Below are 17229 nucleotides of genomic sequence, written 5' to 3' on the forward strand. Positions count from 1 at the left end.
GGGCGCGGGACGGGGAGAGACTCCGCCCCGCGCCCTTCCCCTCAGTGCATTAGAGCGCGTCGAGGTCGAGTGAATCGAGGTCGAGGTCGTCGAGCTCGCTCGCGGCGTCCGCCTCCTGGGCGGCAGCCTCCTCGGCAAGGTACTGCTTGTCGAGCGTCTTGATGAACGGCAGGTACACGAACACGCCGATGATGATGAGCACCACCTGGAGCACCGCGCCCTGCCAGCCGGCGAGCAGGAAGCCGGAGAGGATGGCCGGCGTGGACCAGGTGAGGATCGGGCCGGTCGCGACGGGCACGAGGCCGGCGGCCATGACGGCCCAGGAGCCGAAGATGTTGATCATCGGGCACAGCAAAAACGGGATGAGCATGATGGGGTTGAGCACCATGGGCAGGCCGAACATGATGGGCTCGTTGATGTTGAAGATGCCGGGCGCGATGGAGAGGCGGCCGAGCATGGTGATGCGCTTGGACTTGCAGAAGAGCAGCATCGCGATCACGAGCGACAGCGTGGAGCCGGCGCCGCCGTACTTGGCGAAGCACGCCTGGAACTGGTGGTTGATGATGTTCGTCGCGGGCAGGCCGGCGGCGAGGGCGGCCGTGTTCTGCTCGGAGAGCGACAGCAGGATGGGCGCGTACACGGAGTCCGTGATGTTCGTGCCGTGGATGCCGAAGAACCAGAGGACGTGCGCGAAGAGGTACACGAAGGCCTGCGCGAACACGGTGCCGCCGAGGTTCTGCAGCGGGATCTGCAGGAAGCTGTAGATGAACGAGAAGGCGTCGCCCCAGGGCGTGAGCGCGAACACGAGGCGCAGCACGAGGGCCACGAAGATGGTCACGGTGCCGGGGATGAGCGCGGCGAAGGAGCGGGAGACCGAAGGCGGCGTGCCCTCGGGCATCTTGATGGTGGGGCCGTTCTTCACCATGAGGCCGTAGATCTTCACCGAGAGGAAGCCCATGACGATGGCGACGAACACACCCTTGGAGCCCACCCAGCCGGTGGGGATGCTCGCCACGTTGAAGACCTCGATCGAGCCCTCGGGCGTGAACTCGGTGATCTGCGGCATGAGCATGATCCAGGTCACGAAGGAGATGAGGCCGGCGGCGATGCGGTCAGAGATCTTCTCGTGCTCGGCGAAGTTGTAGCCCACGAGAAACGCCACGAACATCGCGAGGAGCGACAGCGTGCACGCGGAGGGCACGTTGATGAGGTCGGACAGCGAGATCGACCCGAGCATCGTGTTCGTGAGGAAGTTCGTCCAGGCGCCCACCGGGAAGCTCTTGACGAGCGTGAACAGCGAGCCCGCGATGACGAGCGGCATGATGGTCGCAAACGTGTCGCGCAGCGTGAGCAGGTACTTGTTCTTGCCCACCACCGTCGCGAGCGGCATGAGCTTATCCTCGATGACGTCGAGGACCTTGGATGAGGAGCTCATATAGTATCCTTTCGTATAGTGCAAGGCGGTATGCGGAACCGATGTTGGCGCAACGACCTATGCCGCCTTGTGCTTCTTCAGCAGCAGGATCGCGTACTTGAGCACGCGCTCCCCGTTCAGGGTGCCGTAGTCGGCGGAATCGATCACGCCCACGGGGGTCGTGGCGCCGTACTTCTCGTTCACCTCTTCGAAGTTGAAACTCACCTGCGGGCCGAGCAGGATCACGTCCGGATGGTCGCTCTCGACCAGATTCGAGATCTTGCCGGTGGGGAACGCCTCGACGTGGATGTCGAGCTTGTGGGCGTCCGCCGCCTTCTGCATGTTCTGGGCGAGCATGCTCGTCGACATGCCGGCGCTGCAGAACAGGTAGATCTTGCGCGTCATCGTATCCTTCCCTTCTTCCTTTGCTTGCTGGATAAGCGAGTGCCTCGGCGCGCGCGTCCGCGCCGCGAGGCTATACCGCGCGCTCGCGCACGAGCGCGACGATCTGCTTCGCCAGGTCGATCGTGGTGATCGCGTTCATGAGATGGTCCTGGCCATGCACCATGATGAGCGAGACGCCATCGCTCTCGCCGCCGTTCAGGATCCGGCGGATCTCCTCGCTCTGGTGCTCGTGCGCCTCGACGATCGCCTTGTCCGCCTGGGCCATGAGCTCGTCGGCGCGGTCGAACGCGCCCGTGCGGGCGGCGGCGATGGCCTCGATCGCGCGGGCCTTGGCCTCGCCCGCCGGCACGATGAGCTTCATCACGATTTCCTCGTCCGTCATGCTTGTACCTCCCCTCGTGCATCCGATGCGGTCCCGATGCAGCCCATGACGTCCAGCAGGGTCTCGAAGCGCTGGTCGCCAAGCAGGCGCGATACGGCCGATGCGCTTCCCGCGAAGGAGAGCATGGCCTGGTAGAAATCATGGAGGTCCTCGTCCGGGTCGTCCGAGACGCACACGAGCAGCGCCACCCGGACGGGCTTGCCCGCCCAGTCGACCGGCTCGTCGAGGCAGGCCGCGCACACGAACGTGCGGCCCGTCACCGAGACGAGCGGGTGCGGCATGGCCACGAGGTTGCCGAACGAGGTGGGCGCGCTCTCCTCGCGCTGCCGCACGAGCCCCGCAACGTCGCCCGTGAGCGGCATGACGGAGGCGGCGCGCTCGCACAGGGCCGCGATGACCTCGTCGCGCGTCGTGGCGGCAAGGTGCGGCATGAACAGGCGCGGGTCGAACCACTGCGACGCGCGGGCCGCGGCGCGCTCGGAGGCGTGGAAGAGCTCCTGGACGCCGGCGACGTCGCGGGCATCGAGGAAGTAGCCGACGGCGCGCACCGGCACGGGGACGGCCACGGGCAGGGGCACGGTGGTGAAGACGTAGTCGATCTGGGAGAAGTCGGCGCCGGCGACCCGCGAGACGTCGCAGGTCTTGATGGTGCCGAGCTGCGGGCCGAACTCCTCGCGGCACCGCATGGCGAGCAGGCGCGCGCTGCCGCGGCCCGATGCGCACACGATCATGATGTTCTTGGGGCGCGACTGGCGGGCGCGGCGGCGTTCGAGCGCCAACGCGAACGCGAGGGCGAGGTAGCCCGCCTCATCGTCGCTCACGGGGGAGCCATAGCGCTCGAACAGCACGCGCGCCGCTTCGAGGGCGCAGGCGAATGCGAAGGGATAGCGCGCCCGGATGTCGCCGAGGAGCGGGTTCTCGAGGCGCATGTGGTAGCGCAGGCGCACGGAGAGCGGCCCCAGGTGGCGCGCGAGGTTCATGTGCAGCTCGAGGTCGTCGCCGAGCCCCGTGCTGAAGGCGGTGTCGGCCGCGGCGATCATCTGGCCGGCGACCTCCCACGCCTCGTCCGAGACGGCCGCGCCCTCGGCGGACTCCGACGGGGAGTCGGGCAGCTGGACGCGCTTGCCGGCGAGGTGCACCGCGAGGTAGGCAACCTCGGGCTCCGGAACGGAGATCGTAAACGCGCGGGAGAGGTTCCCGGCGATCTCCTGGGCGACCTCCCACGCCTGGTCGCGCTTGATGCGGTCGACGTCGATCACGTCCTCGGCGGCGTAGCGCCCGGAGCGGATGCGCGCCACCGCGATGGCGATGTGCACGAGGAGGTTCTGGTACGCGACGGAGTTCACGGTGAACCCGTGGCGCTCGACGGCCTCGTCGACGCAGGCGGCGATGCTCTCGAGGCGGAAGTTGTGCCGCACGACGCCGTCGCCCGACGCGCCGCGCTCGCTGCCCTCGGCGAGCTCATCCGCCTCGGCCAGCCGGTCGAGCGCATTGTTCGCCAGGCAGATGCGGCGCTTGACCTCGGTACCCTCGACGCGCACCCCATAGCGCGGGCGGCGCTCGAGCGTGAGGTCGAAGTGGGCGAGGTACTCCTCCACGCCCGTGAGGTCGTAGGCCACGGTGCGCCGCGAGCAGAAGAGGGTCTTGGCGAGCGCCTCGACCGTGACCCAGTCGTCGCGCGTGAGCAGGTCGTTCACCAGGAAGGAGATGCGGTCCTGACGCGTCTCGGGGATCTGCGGCCACAGCATCCCGCCGAAGCGGCGCCGCCACGCGACGAACGCGTCCTCGTCGTCCACGAGGAGCTTGAAGCCGTCGCGCTCCACGGCGATGCGCGCGCAGGGGCTGAGCGAGCGGTTCGCCACCTCGATGCTCGCGCGCACGTGGGCGGGGTCGCTCCCGAGCATGACCGCGAGCTCGCCCGCCGTCGCGCCGGGATGCGCATCGATGCAGTCCACCAAACGGCACTGCGCGTCGTCGAGCAATTCGGTCATCATGGAACCCCCCCTCATGACCCCATGGTACGGGAAGGAGCCCGCGCGATTCGTGCAAGTCTTCGCCCCCTCCCCCGCCCCGCGCGTTGCACGAATCCCCGCGCCCAGTGATAATTTGGTGTCAGTCACCTTTTTATCACCCACAGGTAGAAAAAATCCCCAGCCCCAAAAGGGCCAGGGATTGAAAACCAGTTCTCGCCTACGAGGAGTCGAGCACGTCACCGCTCTGTGCGGGGCGGCGGGTATTCCCCGATGCGAGTTCCGCAGCGAGCGAAGCGAGCGAGGACTGTCTGAAGCAGCGGGGAATACCCGCCGCCCCGCCCCAAAGCGCCTACTTGCTCGACTTCTCGATAGCCTCCCACATGCCGTTGATGTAGGCGATGCCGAGGGCGCGGTCGTAGAGGCCGTAGCCCGGGCGCCCGGTCTCGCCCCAGATCATGCGGCCATGGTCGGGGCGCATGAAGCCCTCGAAGCCGTTGTCGTGGAGGGCACGCATCATCTTGTACATGTCGAGCGAGCCGCAGGGGCTGGGGTGCGGGGCCTCGTAGAAGTCCTTGTTGCCCGGCTCCTCGGGGTTGATGTACTTGATGTTGCGCATGTGCACGAAGTGGATGCGGCCGCGGCGCGTGAACTCGGCGAGGATGCTGTAGATGTCGTTGCCCGGCTCCTCGGCGATGGAGCCGCAGCAGAGCGTGATGCCGTTGTAGGGCGTGTCCACGGCGTTGCAGAGCCAGTCGAGGTCCTCGCGATTCTTGATGATGCGCGGCAGGCCGAACATGCTGTACGGCGGGTCGTCCGGGTGGATGGCCATCTTGACGTCGTACTCCTCGCACACGGGCATGATGGCATTGAGGAAGTAGACGAGGTTCTCGCGCAGCTTCTCCTCATCCACGTCCTTGTAGGCGTCGAGCAGGCTCTTCACCTGCGCCAGGCGCTCGGGCTCCCAGCCGGGGAGCGTGAAGTCGCCGGAGCCCTCGGCCACGGTGTCGATGATCTCCTGCGGGTCGTCCGGGATGTTCGCCTTCACGAACGCGAGCGTGGAGGAGCCGTCGGGCAGCTTGTAGTCGAGGTCGCTCTTCACCCAGTCGAAGACCGGCATGAAGTTGTAGCAGATGACCTTCACACCCTCCTGGCCGAGGTTCTTGATGGTCTCCTTGTACGCCTCGATGTGCTCATCGCGCTTGGCGGTGCCGATCTTGATGTCATCCGAAACGTTCACGCTCTCGATGACCTTGAGGGTGAGGCCGTTCGCCTCGACCATCTCGCGCAGGGCGTGGATACGCTCGCGCGGCCACACCTCGCCCACGGGGATGTCGAACAGCGTGCCCACGATGCCCGAGCAGCCGGGGATCTGACGGATCTGCTCGAGGGTGATCTTCTCCTCGTTCGGTCCGTACCAGCGGAATGTCAGCTCCATAATCTTCCTCTCATTTAGGGACGGGTTCAAAACGTTACTTTTTGCTACATTCGGGGACAGGCTTAGCCCGCGCCAACCCCCGCGCGGCTACGCGGCGAGGTAGGCGTGCAGCGTCGCGCGGACGGCACCGAGCCCGGCGTTGAGCTCGGCGAACATGCCCTCGATGCGCTCGCCCAGGCCAGCCTCGTACAGGTCGCAGTCGAAGATCTCCAAATTGGAGAGGATCGGCTGCATGGTGGCGTGGATGGTCGCGGCGTCCGTCACGCCCAGCTCGATGCCGCCGTCGGCGAGGCGCTTCTGCAGCCCCGCGAGCAGGGGGTCGGGGCTCGGCGTGAAAGCGGCGCCCGTGTCGTCCACAGCCTCGAGGTAGCGCAGCCACCCGGCGATCACGAGCGGGATGCCCACGAGCGAGCTCGTGCTCTTGCCCGCCGCGAGGTAGGCGTTGATGGTGTGGCCGTAGCGGATGGGCAGCTTCTGCGAGGTGTCCTGCGCGATGCGCTGCGGGGCGTCCGGCAGGCTCGGGTTCGGCAGGCGATGCTCCACGAGCACGTCGATGAACTCCTTGGGGTCGATGACGCCGGGGTTCACGACCACGGGCATGCCCTCGTCGTAGCCGAGGCGCTTCACGAGCGCCACGAGGTCCGCGTCGCGCATCTCGTCGGCGATCTTCGTGTAGCCCAGCAGGCAGCCGTAGACGGCCAGGCCGGTGTGCAGCGGGTTCAGGCAGGTCGTGACCTTCATGGTGTCGGCCTTGTCCACCGTTTCGCGGTCCGTGAGGATCACGCCGCCGAGCTCGAGCGCGGGGCGGCCGTTGGGGAAGCTGTCCTCCACCACGAGGTAGTGCACCTGCTCGGTGTTCGCGAAGCCGGCGAAGTTCACCGGGCCGTTCGGGATGAGCGGCAGGTCGCTCCAGCCCTCGGCGGCCAGGTGCTGCGCCACGGCCTCGGCGGGGTTGGGGGTGATGCGGTCGATCATGGACCACGGGAAGCTCACGCGCGACTCGTCCGAGACGTACTCGATGAAGCCCTGGCTCACGTGCCCGGCCTCGTACCAGCCGTTCGCGATGGTGAGCACGGCGTCGCGGAAGCGGCGGCCGTTCTGCGAGAAGTTGTCGGTCGAGACGAGAGCGATGGGCGCGGCACCCGCCTCGTAGCGGGCGAGCAGCAGCGCGGCCACGATGCCCATCGTGCTCGCCGCGGCCTCGGGGCCGTTCGCGATCTCGGCGGCGACGTAGCCGAAGAACTCGCCCGAGGGATCCTTGAGCGCGTAGCCCTTCTCGGTGATGGTGAACGACGCGAACTGCAGCTCGTCGCTCTCGAAATACTTCTGAACCTGGGCGTAGTCGTCCGGGCGCTTGGGGTTGCAGAAGAGCGAGGCCGCGGTGCTCGCGAGCACGCGCTCCTCGAGCGCACCGTCCTCGTGCATGATGACCTGCAGGATGTTCTCATCGTACGGGGCGTAGACCTCGTCGACGGTGAAGGGGCTGAAGGTCTCGACCACCACGACGCCGCGGTCGAGCCCGCCGGCGTCCATGACATCCTGGGCGATCTCGGCGTGGAACGCGCGGTAGAGGTTGCCGCCGCCGAAGTGGATCCAAACCGGCTGGCGCGCGCCGGCGGCACGCGTCGCATCGACGTCGAACGAGGGGAGCTTCACCCCCATCTTCGTAAGCTCGTCGCGGGACAGTTGCCAATGCTTCAGCGAGACCATGCGAACAACTCCCATCATCCAGATCCCGGAACGACCACAGCGCGGTGAGGCGATGCGGATGCCTCCCGGCCGCCGCATCGCGTCGATACGCAGGGTACAGGTTCCTCTGTATCGAACCGATTTCTAATATATCAGATTGAGGGGAGCCCAATGCTGCAGTAACGTTTTTCCTGATAATGCTTCTGCGAACGGTCGATTTTTCGCGCTGAGTTGTACATTCAGCGTATCTGATATATCAGTCTGAGGTCCAGCACGAGGTTCGGCCGCTCCGCGCAACGGCTCTATGGAAGCGGCCGTCGCGCCCGAACGAGCAGCCTGCGGCCGCTCCAAGACCCCTTCGCGACGCGCCATGCTCGCGCGCATCCCCCGGCCCAGCTGGCACGGCGCGCGTCGAACTGATATAACAGAGGGTACGCGGGGAGGGGCTACCATACTCATGGCGCCGCACCCTCCGCGCCGCATCTATACAGCACGATCGCCGCCCGAGCACGGCCCCAGAAAGGTGCCATCATGGCCGAGACCACCACCGAACAAGCCGGCTACCCGTCGCTCTCCTACGTCGCATACTATACGCTGCGCCGCGACATCATCTACTGCGACCTCACCCCCGGCCAGAAGCTCTCCGTCCGCGACCTCGAGGAGCAGTTCGGCCTCGGCCGCACGCCGGTGCGCGAGGCGCTCGTGCGCCTTTCCGAGCTCGGCCTCGTCTACACCATCCCGCAGAGCGGCACCTACGTTTCGCGCATCGACCTGCAGCGCGCCGAGGATGCCCGCTTCATGCGCGAGCACCTCGAGAGCAGCGTGATCATGGAATGCTGCGCGCGCCTCACCGACGAGGGCCGCGACTCGCTCGAGCATGTCATCGACCTGCAGGAACAGGCCGTGGCAAGCGGCGACGCGCGCGCGTTCTTCGAGCACGACAACGATTTCCACGAGCTCATCTTCAAGATCGCCGGCCGTCACACCGTATGGTCCACGCTGGAGGCGCACAACACGCATCTCCAGCGCTTCCGTTGGCTTCGCACGCAGGTAAAAGGCCTCGAGTGGGACACCATCATGAACCAGCACCACCAGATGCTCAAGGCCATCACGAGCCACGACCCCGAGGAAGCGAACTTCCTCTCCATCGCGCACGCGCACCTCATGTTCTCTGAGTACCTCGCCGTGACCGACGCCTTCCCCGACTACTTCGACCGCCTGTAGCGCCGGGGGGGCGGCGAGGCGCGGGCATGTGGCTTGCCCGCCCGCCCGCGCAGGCACGTGGCGCGCGACTTTCCCGCCCGCCCGCGCAGGCACGTGGCACGCGACTTTTCCGCCTGTCCGCGCGAACACGCGGCGCGCGACTTTCCCGCCCGCCCGCGCGAAAAGCGTCGCATAAGTCGGGGATGAACCGCTTATACGCGATCCACCCCCGAGATATGCGACGCTTTCGGAATGCGAGCGAACGCCTAGCTATGTCTATTATCTATCTACGCGGCCGCCGCCTGCAGCGCCACGTACGCGGCGCCGTAGATGCCCGCGTCGTTGTTGAGCGACGCGATCTCGATGGGCTTGTCCGCCGTGACCGGGATGGCGTAGCGGCGGTAGCTCGCTTCGAGGCGCTCGAGGAAGAGGTCGGAGGAGTTCGAGGTGCCGCCGCCGAGCACGAACGCCTCGGGATCCACCACATTCGCGATCATCGAGAGCGCGCGGCCCAGGTAATCGCACATGATGTCGATGGCAGCCCACGCCGCCTCGTCGCCGTCCTTCGCCGCGGCGAACACGGAGCGCGAGTCGGACGGACCGTCGAGCGCGACGGGCTCGCGGTCGCGCTTCTCGCATTCCTCGAGGTAGCTCGTCACGATGCCCGTCGCGGAGGCGTACTGCTCGAGGTGGCCCTTGCCGCCGCACCCGCAGACGCGCTCCTCGTCCGGGTTCATGCACAGGTGGCCGATCTCGCCGCCCGCGCCCGCGACGCCCGAGACCACATGGCCGTCGACGACGATGCCGCCGCCCACGCCCGTCCCGATGGTCACGAAGACGCAGCTCTTACGGCCGCGCGCCGCACCGGCCCACAGCTCGCCCATCGCGGCGGCGTTCGCATCGTTCTCGAACTTCACCGTGGCGTTGGGGCAGTGCCGCTGGAGCGCCGCCTCGAGGCCGGGCGCGTTGATCTGGATGTTCGCCTGCATGCGGATGACGCCGTCCGCCGGCACGGGGCACGGGATGGCGAGGCCGATGCCGTGCACCGCGTCGACCTCGGCGCTCGAGGCAGCGAGCACCTTCGAGATGCCGTCCGTCACCGCGGCGTAGCCGTCGGAATCGATGAGCGGAGGGGTGGGCACGCTGCCCCGCCCGATGAGCTCGCCGTCTTCGGTGAAAAGCCCCATCTTGACCGAGGTCCCGCCCACATCGAGGCCGATGAAGAGCTTGTCGTTCGCTGCCATATGCCCGTCCTTTCGTAATGCCCGCCGAGCGCCGGCGCGCCCGCGCGGTCGAATTCGCCACATCAGCTGCTATTGTGGCACGGCGCGGAACGGATGGCGCCGGAGATTCGGTAAGCGCGCCGGCGCGGCAGGGCGGAAAGCGGGACAATGATAAATGAACCAGAGGTATTCGAACCTTATTCCAAAAGATAGGATTCGCTCGGCTTCATCCCTCAAGACGTGCACACGCGCGCAGAAAGGAACGATACAGCTCATCTGAAGACTCGGCAGCGGCAAGATCATCGACAAACTTCGGGAAGCTGTCGCATAGCGTGATAAGTTCATCAACGATGCGACTATGACGAGAACCATCAACAGGCGCAATGACAAACATGACCTTGATGGGAACACGATGCTCTTGCCCCATGTCCACATCAAATGGGCGCTCGAACGTAACGAGCGACAACGAGAGCTCGTTATCAGGATCTGCATTCGCATGCGGCATGCAAAGTCCTGGGCAGATAACACCGAACTGTTGATAGCGCCGACTCAAGTCGAAGATTCCTTGCAGATATTCTTCGGTCATGGCTCCAGCTTGAAGCATGGGACCTGTTGCGAGACGCACAGCGCTCTCCCAATTTGGCGCCTGGATATGCGCACGGACGAAACGGCGCGGCACGCTATCCGCGAGACTCGGGAGCACATCTTCATGAGGGTGGCACTCGTTTTCTGGCTCAAGATTGCCATGCGTCATTCCCGCCTTATCAAAATACCGTTGCAGTCTTGAGCGCAGCTCTTCCGCATCCTGTATTTCCGAAGCCCCTTCGACAATCTCTAAAATGTCCGAAACAGGATCTGGACGCTCAAATCCACCATTTCGATCATGCAGGAACGCACCGATGCGACGTACATCAAGCCGTGTGAGCATGGGGCTCACGCGAATGATGGGGCGCGGTAATACGCGGTCTATGGCAACCGTCGTTAAAATGACATCAAAATCGGCACAGTCACATTCCCTCAGCTGGGAAGCCGAGATGCTCCTTACGATGCGCAACGCTGGAAAAGTACGCTTGAGGGCGCGTTCAAGAAATGCAACGGTTGCGATATTCGCGCCGCATACAAGCACAACGCGAAGAGAACGATCCATTTCGGGCGCCGTATTAAAACGCTCAAGCGCGGCCGCGAAATACAATACGATGTACGACAACTCCGCATCACTGATGTGAAGCCCCACCTGGTCACAGTATCGATCAATGACCGCCCGACAAATCTCGGCAGCATCGCGAAAACGCTCGGTTACTTCGAGCGGAGCAAGCTCGCCATATCCAATTCCAATCTCATTACGAGCAAGCATTGCATCGATATGGTTCTTAAGCGCTGCCATGAGCTCATGTTCAATGGTGAAATCGAATCCAAAATGAGCTGACATCGCTGTAATAAGCGCACCGTACACGCGCACTGCAAGTTCGCCTACAGGATAATCCCGCAACTGAGCACGGCCGGAGGCATCCAGAACCGCGGCGAGTACGTGCTGCTCGGATGTGCGAGCAGCATCGTCTAATGTTTCCCAAAGCCGTGAATCACCTTGTCGGAGCATTCGCTCAAGCAGCTCGCCCGCTGTTTGCATTGAGCGCGCCGGCAGACGGCAATCATCAGCACCAACAAAGCATCCCCGTGCGATACGCACCCGCATAATCGCGAGATAGTAGGAAACCATGATGAACGAATCGTCGGTAAGCTCCTCACCCTCCACCTCGGTCTGGCGATCGAGCGCGTCAATGGCATCGATGAAATCGTGTCGATCAAGCAAGCCGAAGAGCCCGGCCGCCTCTACCTCAGCTTCAGCAGTGGCAATGTGGCTCCACGAAAGCGGTGAAAGACCGACCTCCTCACGACAAAAATCAACCATAACAAGACGCCGCTGCATCTCATTTGCGCAAAGCCTAATACCCCGCTTTTGATGACGAACGACGGTCAGCCCATGGTTCTTGAACCAACCCTCGACACCATCCATATCGCGCAGAATTGTGGACCTGCTTACATCGAAACGACTAGCAAGCTCGTCGAGGGTGCGCTCTTCTTCCCCAGTAAGAATGGCTGAAACAACGCTTCGCATACGCTCATCTGCGCTGAGAAATACGCCGGTAAGCGATCCTGCTTCATGAAGCACATCCCGCGCCCTTGGAAGGCTTTCGCGATCGATAAACACCCCGACCCCACGGCGACGAACGAGCAAGATATCGCGCCCGTGGCACCAAGTTTCCAGAGACTCGAGATCATAGCGTACCGTCCGCTCGCTCACATCAACGGATTGCGCAAGCGCCCGAAGCGTCATAGGCGAGCCGGCAGCCTCAACCAGCAATCGAAATTCCTGAAGGCAACGCCTGCTGATTGACACCAGCTCACCCATCTCATTAAGCCGTTCCAAAGCTATCAAGCGCCGCCCGAAGGCTCGCGATGAATTCTGCCATCCGTCCTTCAAGCGCAGCGGAGATGATTGCGCTGCCGACAATGACGCCATCCGCGCCAAGCGTGACAAGCTCCCGCGCATCAGATGCAGAGGATACACCAAAACCGGCACAAAGATTCGACTTGAATCCAGCGCGCTTAAGTGCGGAGATATTATCCCCAACGTGAGGATCGACCTCAGAGCGCGCGCCCGTTGCGCCATCAACGGCCTGCATAAACAGATAGCCGTCATCATAAGGGCGCAGAGATTCGATATCTACAGCGTCAAGATTGTATGGGACGAACTTGAGCGAGAGCATATCGTAAGCAGCAAGCTTCTCATCAAGTTCGTCGCGATTGGCATCGGGGTAATCCGGAGAGAGAACGGCATTCGCCCCGCTCTCTGCTACGCGAGCGGCAAATGCATCAACACCCATACCGCTAATGATGTCTCCATAGCACATAACCTGTAAGTTTGCCGCAGGATATGCCGACCTGATGCGGGCGATATCGTCCCATGCGTCTTCGGGCGCATGCTGCGCAAGCGCGCGCTCCATGGATGCCCGCACCGTTGCGCCATCGAGACACGGGTCTGCGTATGGGATACCCATCTCAAGCACGTCTGCACCCGCGTCAAGATACATTCCAGCAGCATCAACAGCATCGCCAATCGCTGGGTCACAAAGCGGATAATATGCGACAAGCACCTTATCCCCGCTCAGTTTCTTATTGGCAAGCGAAACTCGCATGCAATTCATTTCAATCACACCCCTAGAAACGCTCGAGCTGTTGTTTAACTACATTTGCAATGGCTTCACCGTCGTACGCGACAAGCATCTCCCGACGACACGAACCGCTGCCAATCACTTCCATGAGCTTCGAGAGCACTGCGAGATGACGCTCGGGATCATCGACCGCCATGAAGAAGACCGCTTCAACCTCCACTTCCCGCTCCGCGTCATCCATACGACGAAAACGCACAGGTCGCTCGAATCGGCCAACAGATATAGCACCGTGCAAGACGCCAATCGGATCACCGTGAGGCAGCGCGACCGCCCATGCGCCCAGGTCAAGACCGGTTGGGAAGGCACGCTCGCGCGTAACAGCAGCTTCAATGTATTCAGGGGTAGCGCAGCCGTGCTCCACGAACGCCGCACCTAGCGTGCGCAGTGCCTCCTCCCAAGTTGCTGGCGCATCCGCGTCATCCGCGAAATACGACCCGAGCACCTCCAAGTCGAGGTCTATTTGCTGTGTTTCCATAGCCAAATCCTTCATATCTAATGCGCTGCAATGGCATGTCTATTTGAGGAGGTCGTAAATCTGCTCAAGAACGCGATCGGCTCCAACGCCTGTCAGAATTGCCGTCGCGCGCACCGTCGGACAGTCGAGCGAGGGAAGCGCAGACGCTGAACACACAAGGTCGGGATGCTGCGTAGCGGCCACTTCCTTGACCTCGACAAGCTTGCAGGTCTCCACACTAGCCTCAATGCCCTTTCCGGCAAGGTAGTCCTTAATTTTGAGACCGATATTGCGGGAGGTAATACCACCGGTGCCGCACGCCACAACGATTTTCTTGGTAATCATGTCAATCCCTACTTTCTAGATGTCACTAATGGTTTGATGGGGCGGTCGCGAGCGGTAGATGGGAGATGCCGCGCGCGCGACCGCCCAGAAATGGAATGCATGCCGTCAGATTGATTCCGCTTGGTCGGCTACATGAAGAACGCGGTTATTTGACCGATGAGCGCGCTCAACCACGAAGAAGCGAAGCCAAGTGACGTGGTAATCGATTCGAATGGCGTACCCTCAAGCACTGCCACCTGCGTATACCAGTCCGCAGTAAGCGAGCACATGTAAAGCGAAATGATCATGATGATGATTCCGCAAATAAAACCGCGGAAGATATTCTTCTTCACATACGGCATGCAGCAGCTCACAAGAAACGGCGCTGCAACAGCAAGGTCGGCAAGCGGCATGACGCGGTTACCAGGAAGGATGAATGCAAGGAGCACAACAAATGGGGTCACGATGATGCCCGTGGCCATGACATCGGGCTCACCCACCAGAATTGCAGCGTCAAGGCCGATGTTCAGATCGCGATTGAAACGCTTACCAAAGTGTTCACGCATGCCGTCTGCCACGGGAGTGATGCCCTCGATCAGCGTGTTTGCAATGCGGGGGAAGATAATCATGAATGAAGCGGTACTGATAGCAAGCATGAGCGTGCCGTCAAACCCTTGGCCGCCAACGATGCCGAAAACGACACCGAGAACAAAACCGATAACCCAAGGCTGCACCGCCTTACCGAATTTGTTCTCAATTGCCTCGGGCGACCAGTCAATCTTCGCCAAGAAGGGGATTTTTTCGACTACCCAGTTCACTGCCATGCCCACAGGAGCGAACACGACTGCGTTACCATGCGGAATCGAAACACCATCAAGGCCATACGCCTCTTGAATCTTAGGCGCCGTGATGTCGGCGAGCTTGAGCACCACGATTTCGGTTATCACAAATGCGACAATGGCAAGAGGGATGTTCCCAGTAATCGCCCAAACGTAGGCACCGCTCAGCGAGAACACGCTGTAGTTGAAGATGTCGACATCAAGCGTATCGGTGAACTTTAGGGTGATGAGCACAACATTTACCAAAAAGCCAATGGGCAGCAGCAGGGCGTAGAATGGTAACGAAAAGAGAATCTGATATGCAGAAGGATTGCCAAGGTCTATAACGTCTAGATTGAACCCCAGCGACTCAACTACGGTGGAGAGTACGGGCGACATCGCACTTGCAAACATACCAGTCATGGTCGACATAGCCACGATCGCAGCCGAAACCTGGACGGCAGCACGAAGCGATCCGAACACGCCCAAGCGAGCGAGAACAAGCGCGACGATGAAAATGCCGATCATGGTAATAACCGCAGACGAGAGGCCTGCAAACCAGTCAAGGGCACCGGCAAGAACTTCCATCTTTCCTCCTTCGAACAAATTCCATAGCGTATAGCCCCATATCTAGAGCCTATGGTTCGAAGGAAGATCGGTACAGATGCAATGGATTCACTTGACTTGTGGCAAAAGCGTGCAAAGAAGCAAGACCAGGGGAGGCCCGACCATTCTGCAAGCCTTAAATGGATATTTCTTCATTTTTACATTGTGCAGATAGCTGGAACGCTATGCGTCAAAATGCCTAATTCCGACTCGACGTTCCGAACAACCGACCCCTACGCAGCCCGCTTGCGCTTGGCGAGCGATGCGCAGACGCCCACGAGCGCGCCGAGCAGCGCCGGGGTGACCCAGGCCATGCCCCAACCGGCGAGCGGGAGCGCGTCGAACCAGATATGCACGCCGGGGAAGAACGCATCGCGCACGGAGCATACGACGCTCACCACGGCCACAAGGCCGACTACCCAGCGCCACACGAGCGGCGCGCGGTCGCACGCGCGGTGCAGCATGCCCATGATCACCAAGCAGATCGCCACCGGGTAGAGCGCGTTCAGCAGCGGCACCGAGAACGCGAGGATGGTGTCGAGCCCGAAGTTCGAGATGACGCACGACACCACAGCGAAGCCGAGCGCCCACGCGCGGTACGGCACACGCGGAAGCTCCTCGGCGAAATACGTGCCGCAGCAGCTGATGAGCCCCGTGCACACGTTGAGGCACGCGAGCAGGAAGATCGCCGCGACCACCACCGTGCCGACGCCGCCGAAGTGGAGCGTCGCCGACGCCGTGATGACTACCGCGCCGTTCGTCGCGCCGGCGAGCGGCACGGCGAGCTCCGCACCCACGAGGCAGAGGCCCCCGTACACCGCGATGAGCAGCGCGCCCGCGATGGCGCCCGCCACGCACACCGCGCGCATGACGCTGCCGGGCTCGGTCACGCCAAGCGCGTTGATGTTCGTGGCGATGACGAGGCCGAACGTGAGCGACGCAAGCAAGTCCATCGTCTGGTAACCCGTGAGGAAGCCCTGCACGGCCGCGGCGGAATCGTACGGGGCGCTCGGCGCAGGAGTGGGCGCGACGTCGCCGCCGAGGTACGCGACGATCGACGCTCCCACTACCGCCACGATGAGCGCGATGAGCGCGGGGCCGGTGATCTTGCCCAAGAGCCGCGTGAGCTTGCCGGGATGCATGGCGAGCAGGTACGCCACCGCGAAAAACGCGACCGAGAAGGCAAGGCGCGCGGCCTCGACGGACACGCCCGCCGGCAACAGCGGCTCGAGCATCTCGAACGCCGTGGACGAGGTGCGCGGGATCGCGAGGCACGGCCCGATGGCGAGGTACACGGCCGCCACGAAGATGCGCGAGAAGAGCGGATGCACGCGGTCGGCGAGCTCGCGGACGGTGCCCGCAAGCGCCACGGCAACGATGCCGAGCACCGGCAGGCCAACGCCCGTGAGCAGGAAGCCCGCGAGCGCCGGGAGTGCCTCCGACCCCGCCTGCACGCCGAGCAGAGGCGGCAGGATGAGGTTGCCCGCGCCGAAGAACATCGAGAACAGGGTCACGCCCACGTACAGCGTCTGCCGCGGGGTCAATACCTGCCCAGCTGCATGCGATGCGCCCGTCTGGCCGGCCATCCGCGCCCCTCCACATCCGCCAGGGCACCCCGCGTCACGGGAGCGCCGGCTCATACATTCAAACGGTGTCCCATTCTACCGTGTCTTAGGGTGAAACGCAGCAGCGCCGCCCGCCGAGGTGCGCGGCGGGGCGCACCAGGTAGCCGGGCACGCCCACGCCCGTTGAAGTATGCGGAACTACTGACTTGTTCGGGTAAAAACGGCGCTGTACAACCCTCCCCGAACCCAAAGTGCGCGAAACGAACGGTTTATGGGCACCCCCGGAAGTAGCAAGGGGTTGAACGCTGAAGAAAGCGCAGGTAGGGAGGTTGCCGCATTCCCGGCTACTTGGGCACCCCCTCATAAAACGCTCGTTTCGGAAGCGCGGCGGAATCCTGGACCGCCGGATGGGAGGGGCGATGTACCCGAGGGAGGACAGGGGGAGGATCCTCGCGGACCTCGAGGAGAGCGGGATGCTGCCGGGGGCGTTCGCGAGGTCGAGGCC

At 63.0% G+C, this 17229-nt stretch carries 14 protein-coding genes; 1 reads left to right on the forward strand and 13 read right to left on the reverse strand.

Translation table 11 applies throughout. From position 1 onward, the window contains the following. Positions 1-49: 49 nt before the first annotated feature. From B5G02_RS00820 to B5G02_RS00845, 6 genes are all read right to left on the reverse strand, one after another. Complete coding sequence (locus B5G02_RS00820) at positions 50-1435, reverse strand: PTS sugar transporter subunit IIC (RefSeq protein ID WP_094334804.1); 1386 nt, start codon at positions 1433-1435, stop codon at positions 50-52. Positions 1436-1492: 57 nt separating this feature from the next. Further along, complete coding sequence (locus tag B5G02_RS00825; protein WP_094334805.1) at positions 1493-1819, reverse strand: PTS sugar transporter subunit IIB; 327 nt, start codon at positions 1817-1819, stop codon at positions 1493-1495. Positions 1820-1889: 70 nt separating this feature from the next. Continuing rightward, positions 1890-2201, reverse strand: coding sequence for a PTS lactose/cellobiose transporter subunit IIA (locus B5G02_RS00830; protein ID WP_019239252.1), 312 nt, complete (start codon positions 2199-2201; stop codon positions 1890-1892). Beyond that, positions 2198-4195 carry a BglG family transcription antiterminator gene (locus B5G02_RS00835; RefSeq protein WP_094334806.1) on the reverse strand — a complete coding sequence of 666 codons (1998 nt, stop codon included), beginning with the start codon at positions 4193-4195 and terminating at the stop codon, positions 2198-2200. The genes B5G02_RS00830 and B5G02_RS00835 overlap by 4 nt, the downstream gene beginning before the upstream one ends. 328 nt (positions 4196-4523) lie before the next feature. Continuing rightward, entirely contained in the window at positions 4524-5609 is a 1086-nt protein-coding gene (gene uxuA / locus B5G02_RS00840; RefSeq protein WP_094334807.1) for a mannonate dehydratase, read from the reverse strand. Positions 5610-5696: 87 nt separating this feature from the next. Continuing rightward, positions 5697-7319 carry a mannitol dehydrogenase family protein gene (locus tag B5G02_RS00845; RefSeq protein WP_094334808.1) on the reverse strand — a complete coding sequence of 541 codons (1623 nt, stop codon included), beginning with the start codon at positions 7317-7319 and terminating at the stop codon, positions 5697-5699. A gap of 510 nt (positions 7320-7829) precedes the next feature. On the opposite strand from B5G02_RS00845, the gene B5G02_RS00850 reads away from it, so the two are divergent. After that, on the forward strand, positions 7830-8522 hold the full coding sequence (locus tag B5G02_RS00850; protein WP_019239256.1) for a GntR family transcriptional regulator: 693 nt from the start codon (positions 7830-7832) through the stop codon (positions 8520-8522). A 266-nt stretch (positions 8523-8788) separates the two neighbouring features. On the opposite strand, the gene B5G02_RS00855 is transcribed toward B5G02_RS00850, so the two are convergent. From B5G02_RS00855 to brnQ, 7 genes are all read right to left on the reverse strand, one after another. Further along, positions 8789-9745, reverse strand: a complete 957-nt coding sequence (locus B5G02_RS00855; protein WP_019239257.1) for an ROK family protein — start codon at positions 9743-9745, stop codon at positions 8789-8791. Between the two features lie 205 nt (positions 9746-9950). Further along, on the reverse strand, positions 9951-12134 hold the full coding sequence (locus tag B5G02_RS00860; RefSeq protein WP_162609738.1) for a BglG family transcription antiterminator: 2184 nt from the start codon (positions 12132-12134) through the stop codon (positions 9951-9953). Positions 12135-12138: 4 nt separating this feature from the next. Next, positions 12139-12921 carry a tryptophan synthase subunit alpha gene (gene trpA, locus B5G02_RS00870; RefSeq protein WP_162609739.1) on the reverse strand — a complete coding sequence of 261 codons (783 nt, stop codon included), beginning with the start codon at positions 12919-12921 and terminating at the stop codon, positions 12139-12141. A 22-nt stretch (positions 12922-12943) separates the two neighbouring features. Then, complete coding sequence (locus B5G02_RS00875) at positions 12944-13432, reverse strand: PTS sugar transporter subunit IIA (RefSeq protein WP_019239261.1); 489 nt, start codon at positions 13430-13432, stop codon at positions 12944-12946. 39 nt (positions 13433-13471) lie between these two features. Further along, positions 13472-13756 (reverse strand): PTS sugar transporter subunit IIB, encoded by a 285-nt coding sequence (locus tag B5G02_RS00880; protein ID WP_019239262.1) that lies wholly within the window; start codon positions 13754-13756, stop codon positions 13472-13474. 128 nt (positions 13757-13884) lie between these two features. Continuing rightward, the gene (locus B5G02_RS00885; RefSeq protein ID WP_019239263.1) at positions 13885-15141 is read right to left on the reverse strand and encodes a PTS transporter subunit IIC; all 1257 of its coding nucleotides are present in this window, start codon (positions 15139-15141) and stop codon (positions 13885-13887) included. A gap of 251 nt (positions 15142-15392) precedes the next feature. After that, entirely contained in the window at positions 15393-16745 is a 1353-nt protein-coding gene (brnQ, locus tag B5G02_RS00890; protein ID WP_094334811.1) for a branched-chain amino acid transport system II carrier protein, read from the reverse strand. Positions 16746-17229 lie beyond the last annotated feature (484 nt).

Origin of the sequence: [Collinsella] massiliensis, assembly GCF_002161605.1 — a bacterium.
Taxonomy (GTDB): domain Bacteria; phylum Actinomycetota; class Coriobacteriia; order Coriobacteriales; family Coriobacteriaceae; genus Enorma.

Coding starts and splice junctions, on each gene's coding strand:
- B5G02_RS00845 (WP_094334808.1), bottom strand. CDS start 7,319: ATGGTCTCGCTGAAGCATTGGCAACTGTCCCGCGACGAGCTTACGAAG.
- trpA (WP_162609739.1), bottom strand. CDS start 12,921: ATGCGAGTTTCGCTTGCCAATAAGAAACTGAGCGGGGATAAGGTGCTT.
- B5G02_RS00855 (WP_019239257.1), bottom strand. CDS start 9,745: ATGGCAGCGAACGACAAGCTCTTCATCGGCCTCGATGTGGGCGGGACC.
- B5G02_RS00885 (WP_019239263.1), bottom strand. CDS start 15,141: ATGGAAGTTCTTGCCGGTGCCCTTGACTGGTTTGCAGGCCTCTCGTCT.
- B5G02_RS00830 (WP_019239252.1), bottom strand. CDS start 2,201: ATGACGGACGAGGAAATCGTGATGAAGCTCATCGTGCCGGCGGGCGAG.
- B5G02_RS00835 (WP_094334806.1), bottom strand. CDS start 4,195: ATGATGACCGAATTGCTCGACGACGCGCAGTGCCGTTTGGTGGACTGC.
- B5G02_RS00860 (WP_162609738.1), bottom strand. CDS start 12,134: ATGGGTGAGCTGGTGTCAATCAGCAGGCGTTGCCTTCAGGAATTTCGA.
- brnQ (WP_094334811.1), bottom strand. CDS start 16,745: ATGGCCGGCCAGACGGGCGCATCGCATGCAGCTGGGCAGGTATTGACC.
- B5G02_RS00825 (WP_094334805.1), bottom strand. CDS start 1,819: ATGACGCGCAAGATCTACCTGTTCTGCAGCGCCGGCATGTCGACGAGC.
- B5G02_RS00875 (WP_019239261.1), bottom strand. CDS start 13,432: ATGGAAACACAGCAAATAGACCTCGACTTGGAGGTGCTCGGGTCGTAT.
- uxuA (WP_094334807.1), bottom strand. CDS start 5,609: ATGGAGCTGACATTCCGCTGGTACGGACCGAACGAGGAGAAGATCACC.
- B5G02_RS00880 (WP_019239262.1), bottom strand. CDS start 13,756: ATGATTACCAAGAAAATCGTTGTGGCGTGCGGCACCGGTGGTATTACC.
- B5G02_RS00820 (WP_094334804.1), bottom strand. CDS start 1,435: ATGAGCTCCTCATCCAAGGTCCTCGACGTCATCGAGGATAAGCTCATG.
- B5G02_RS00850 (WP_019239256.1), top strand. CDS start 7,830: ATGGCCGAGACCACCACCGAACAAGCCGGCTACCCGTCGCTCTCCTAC.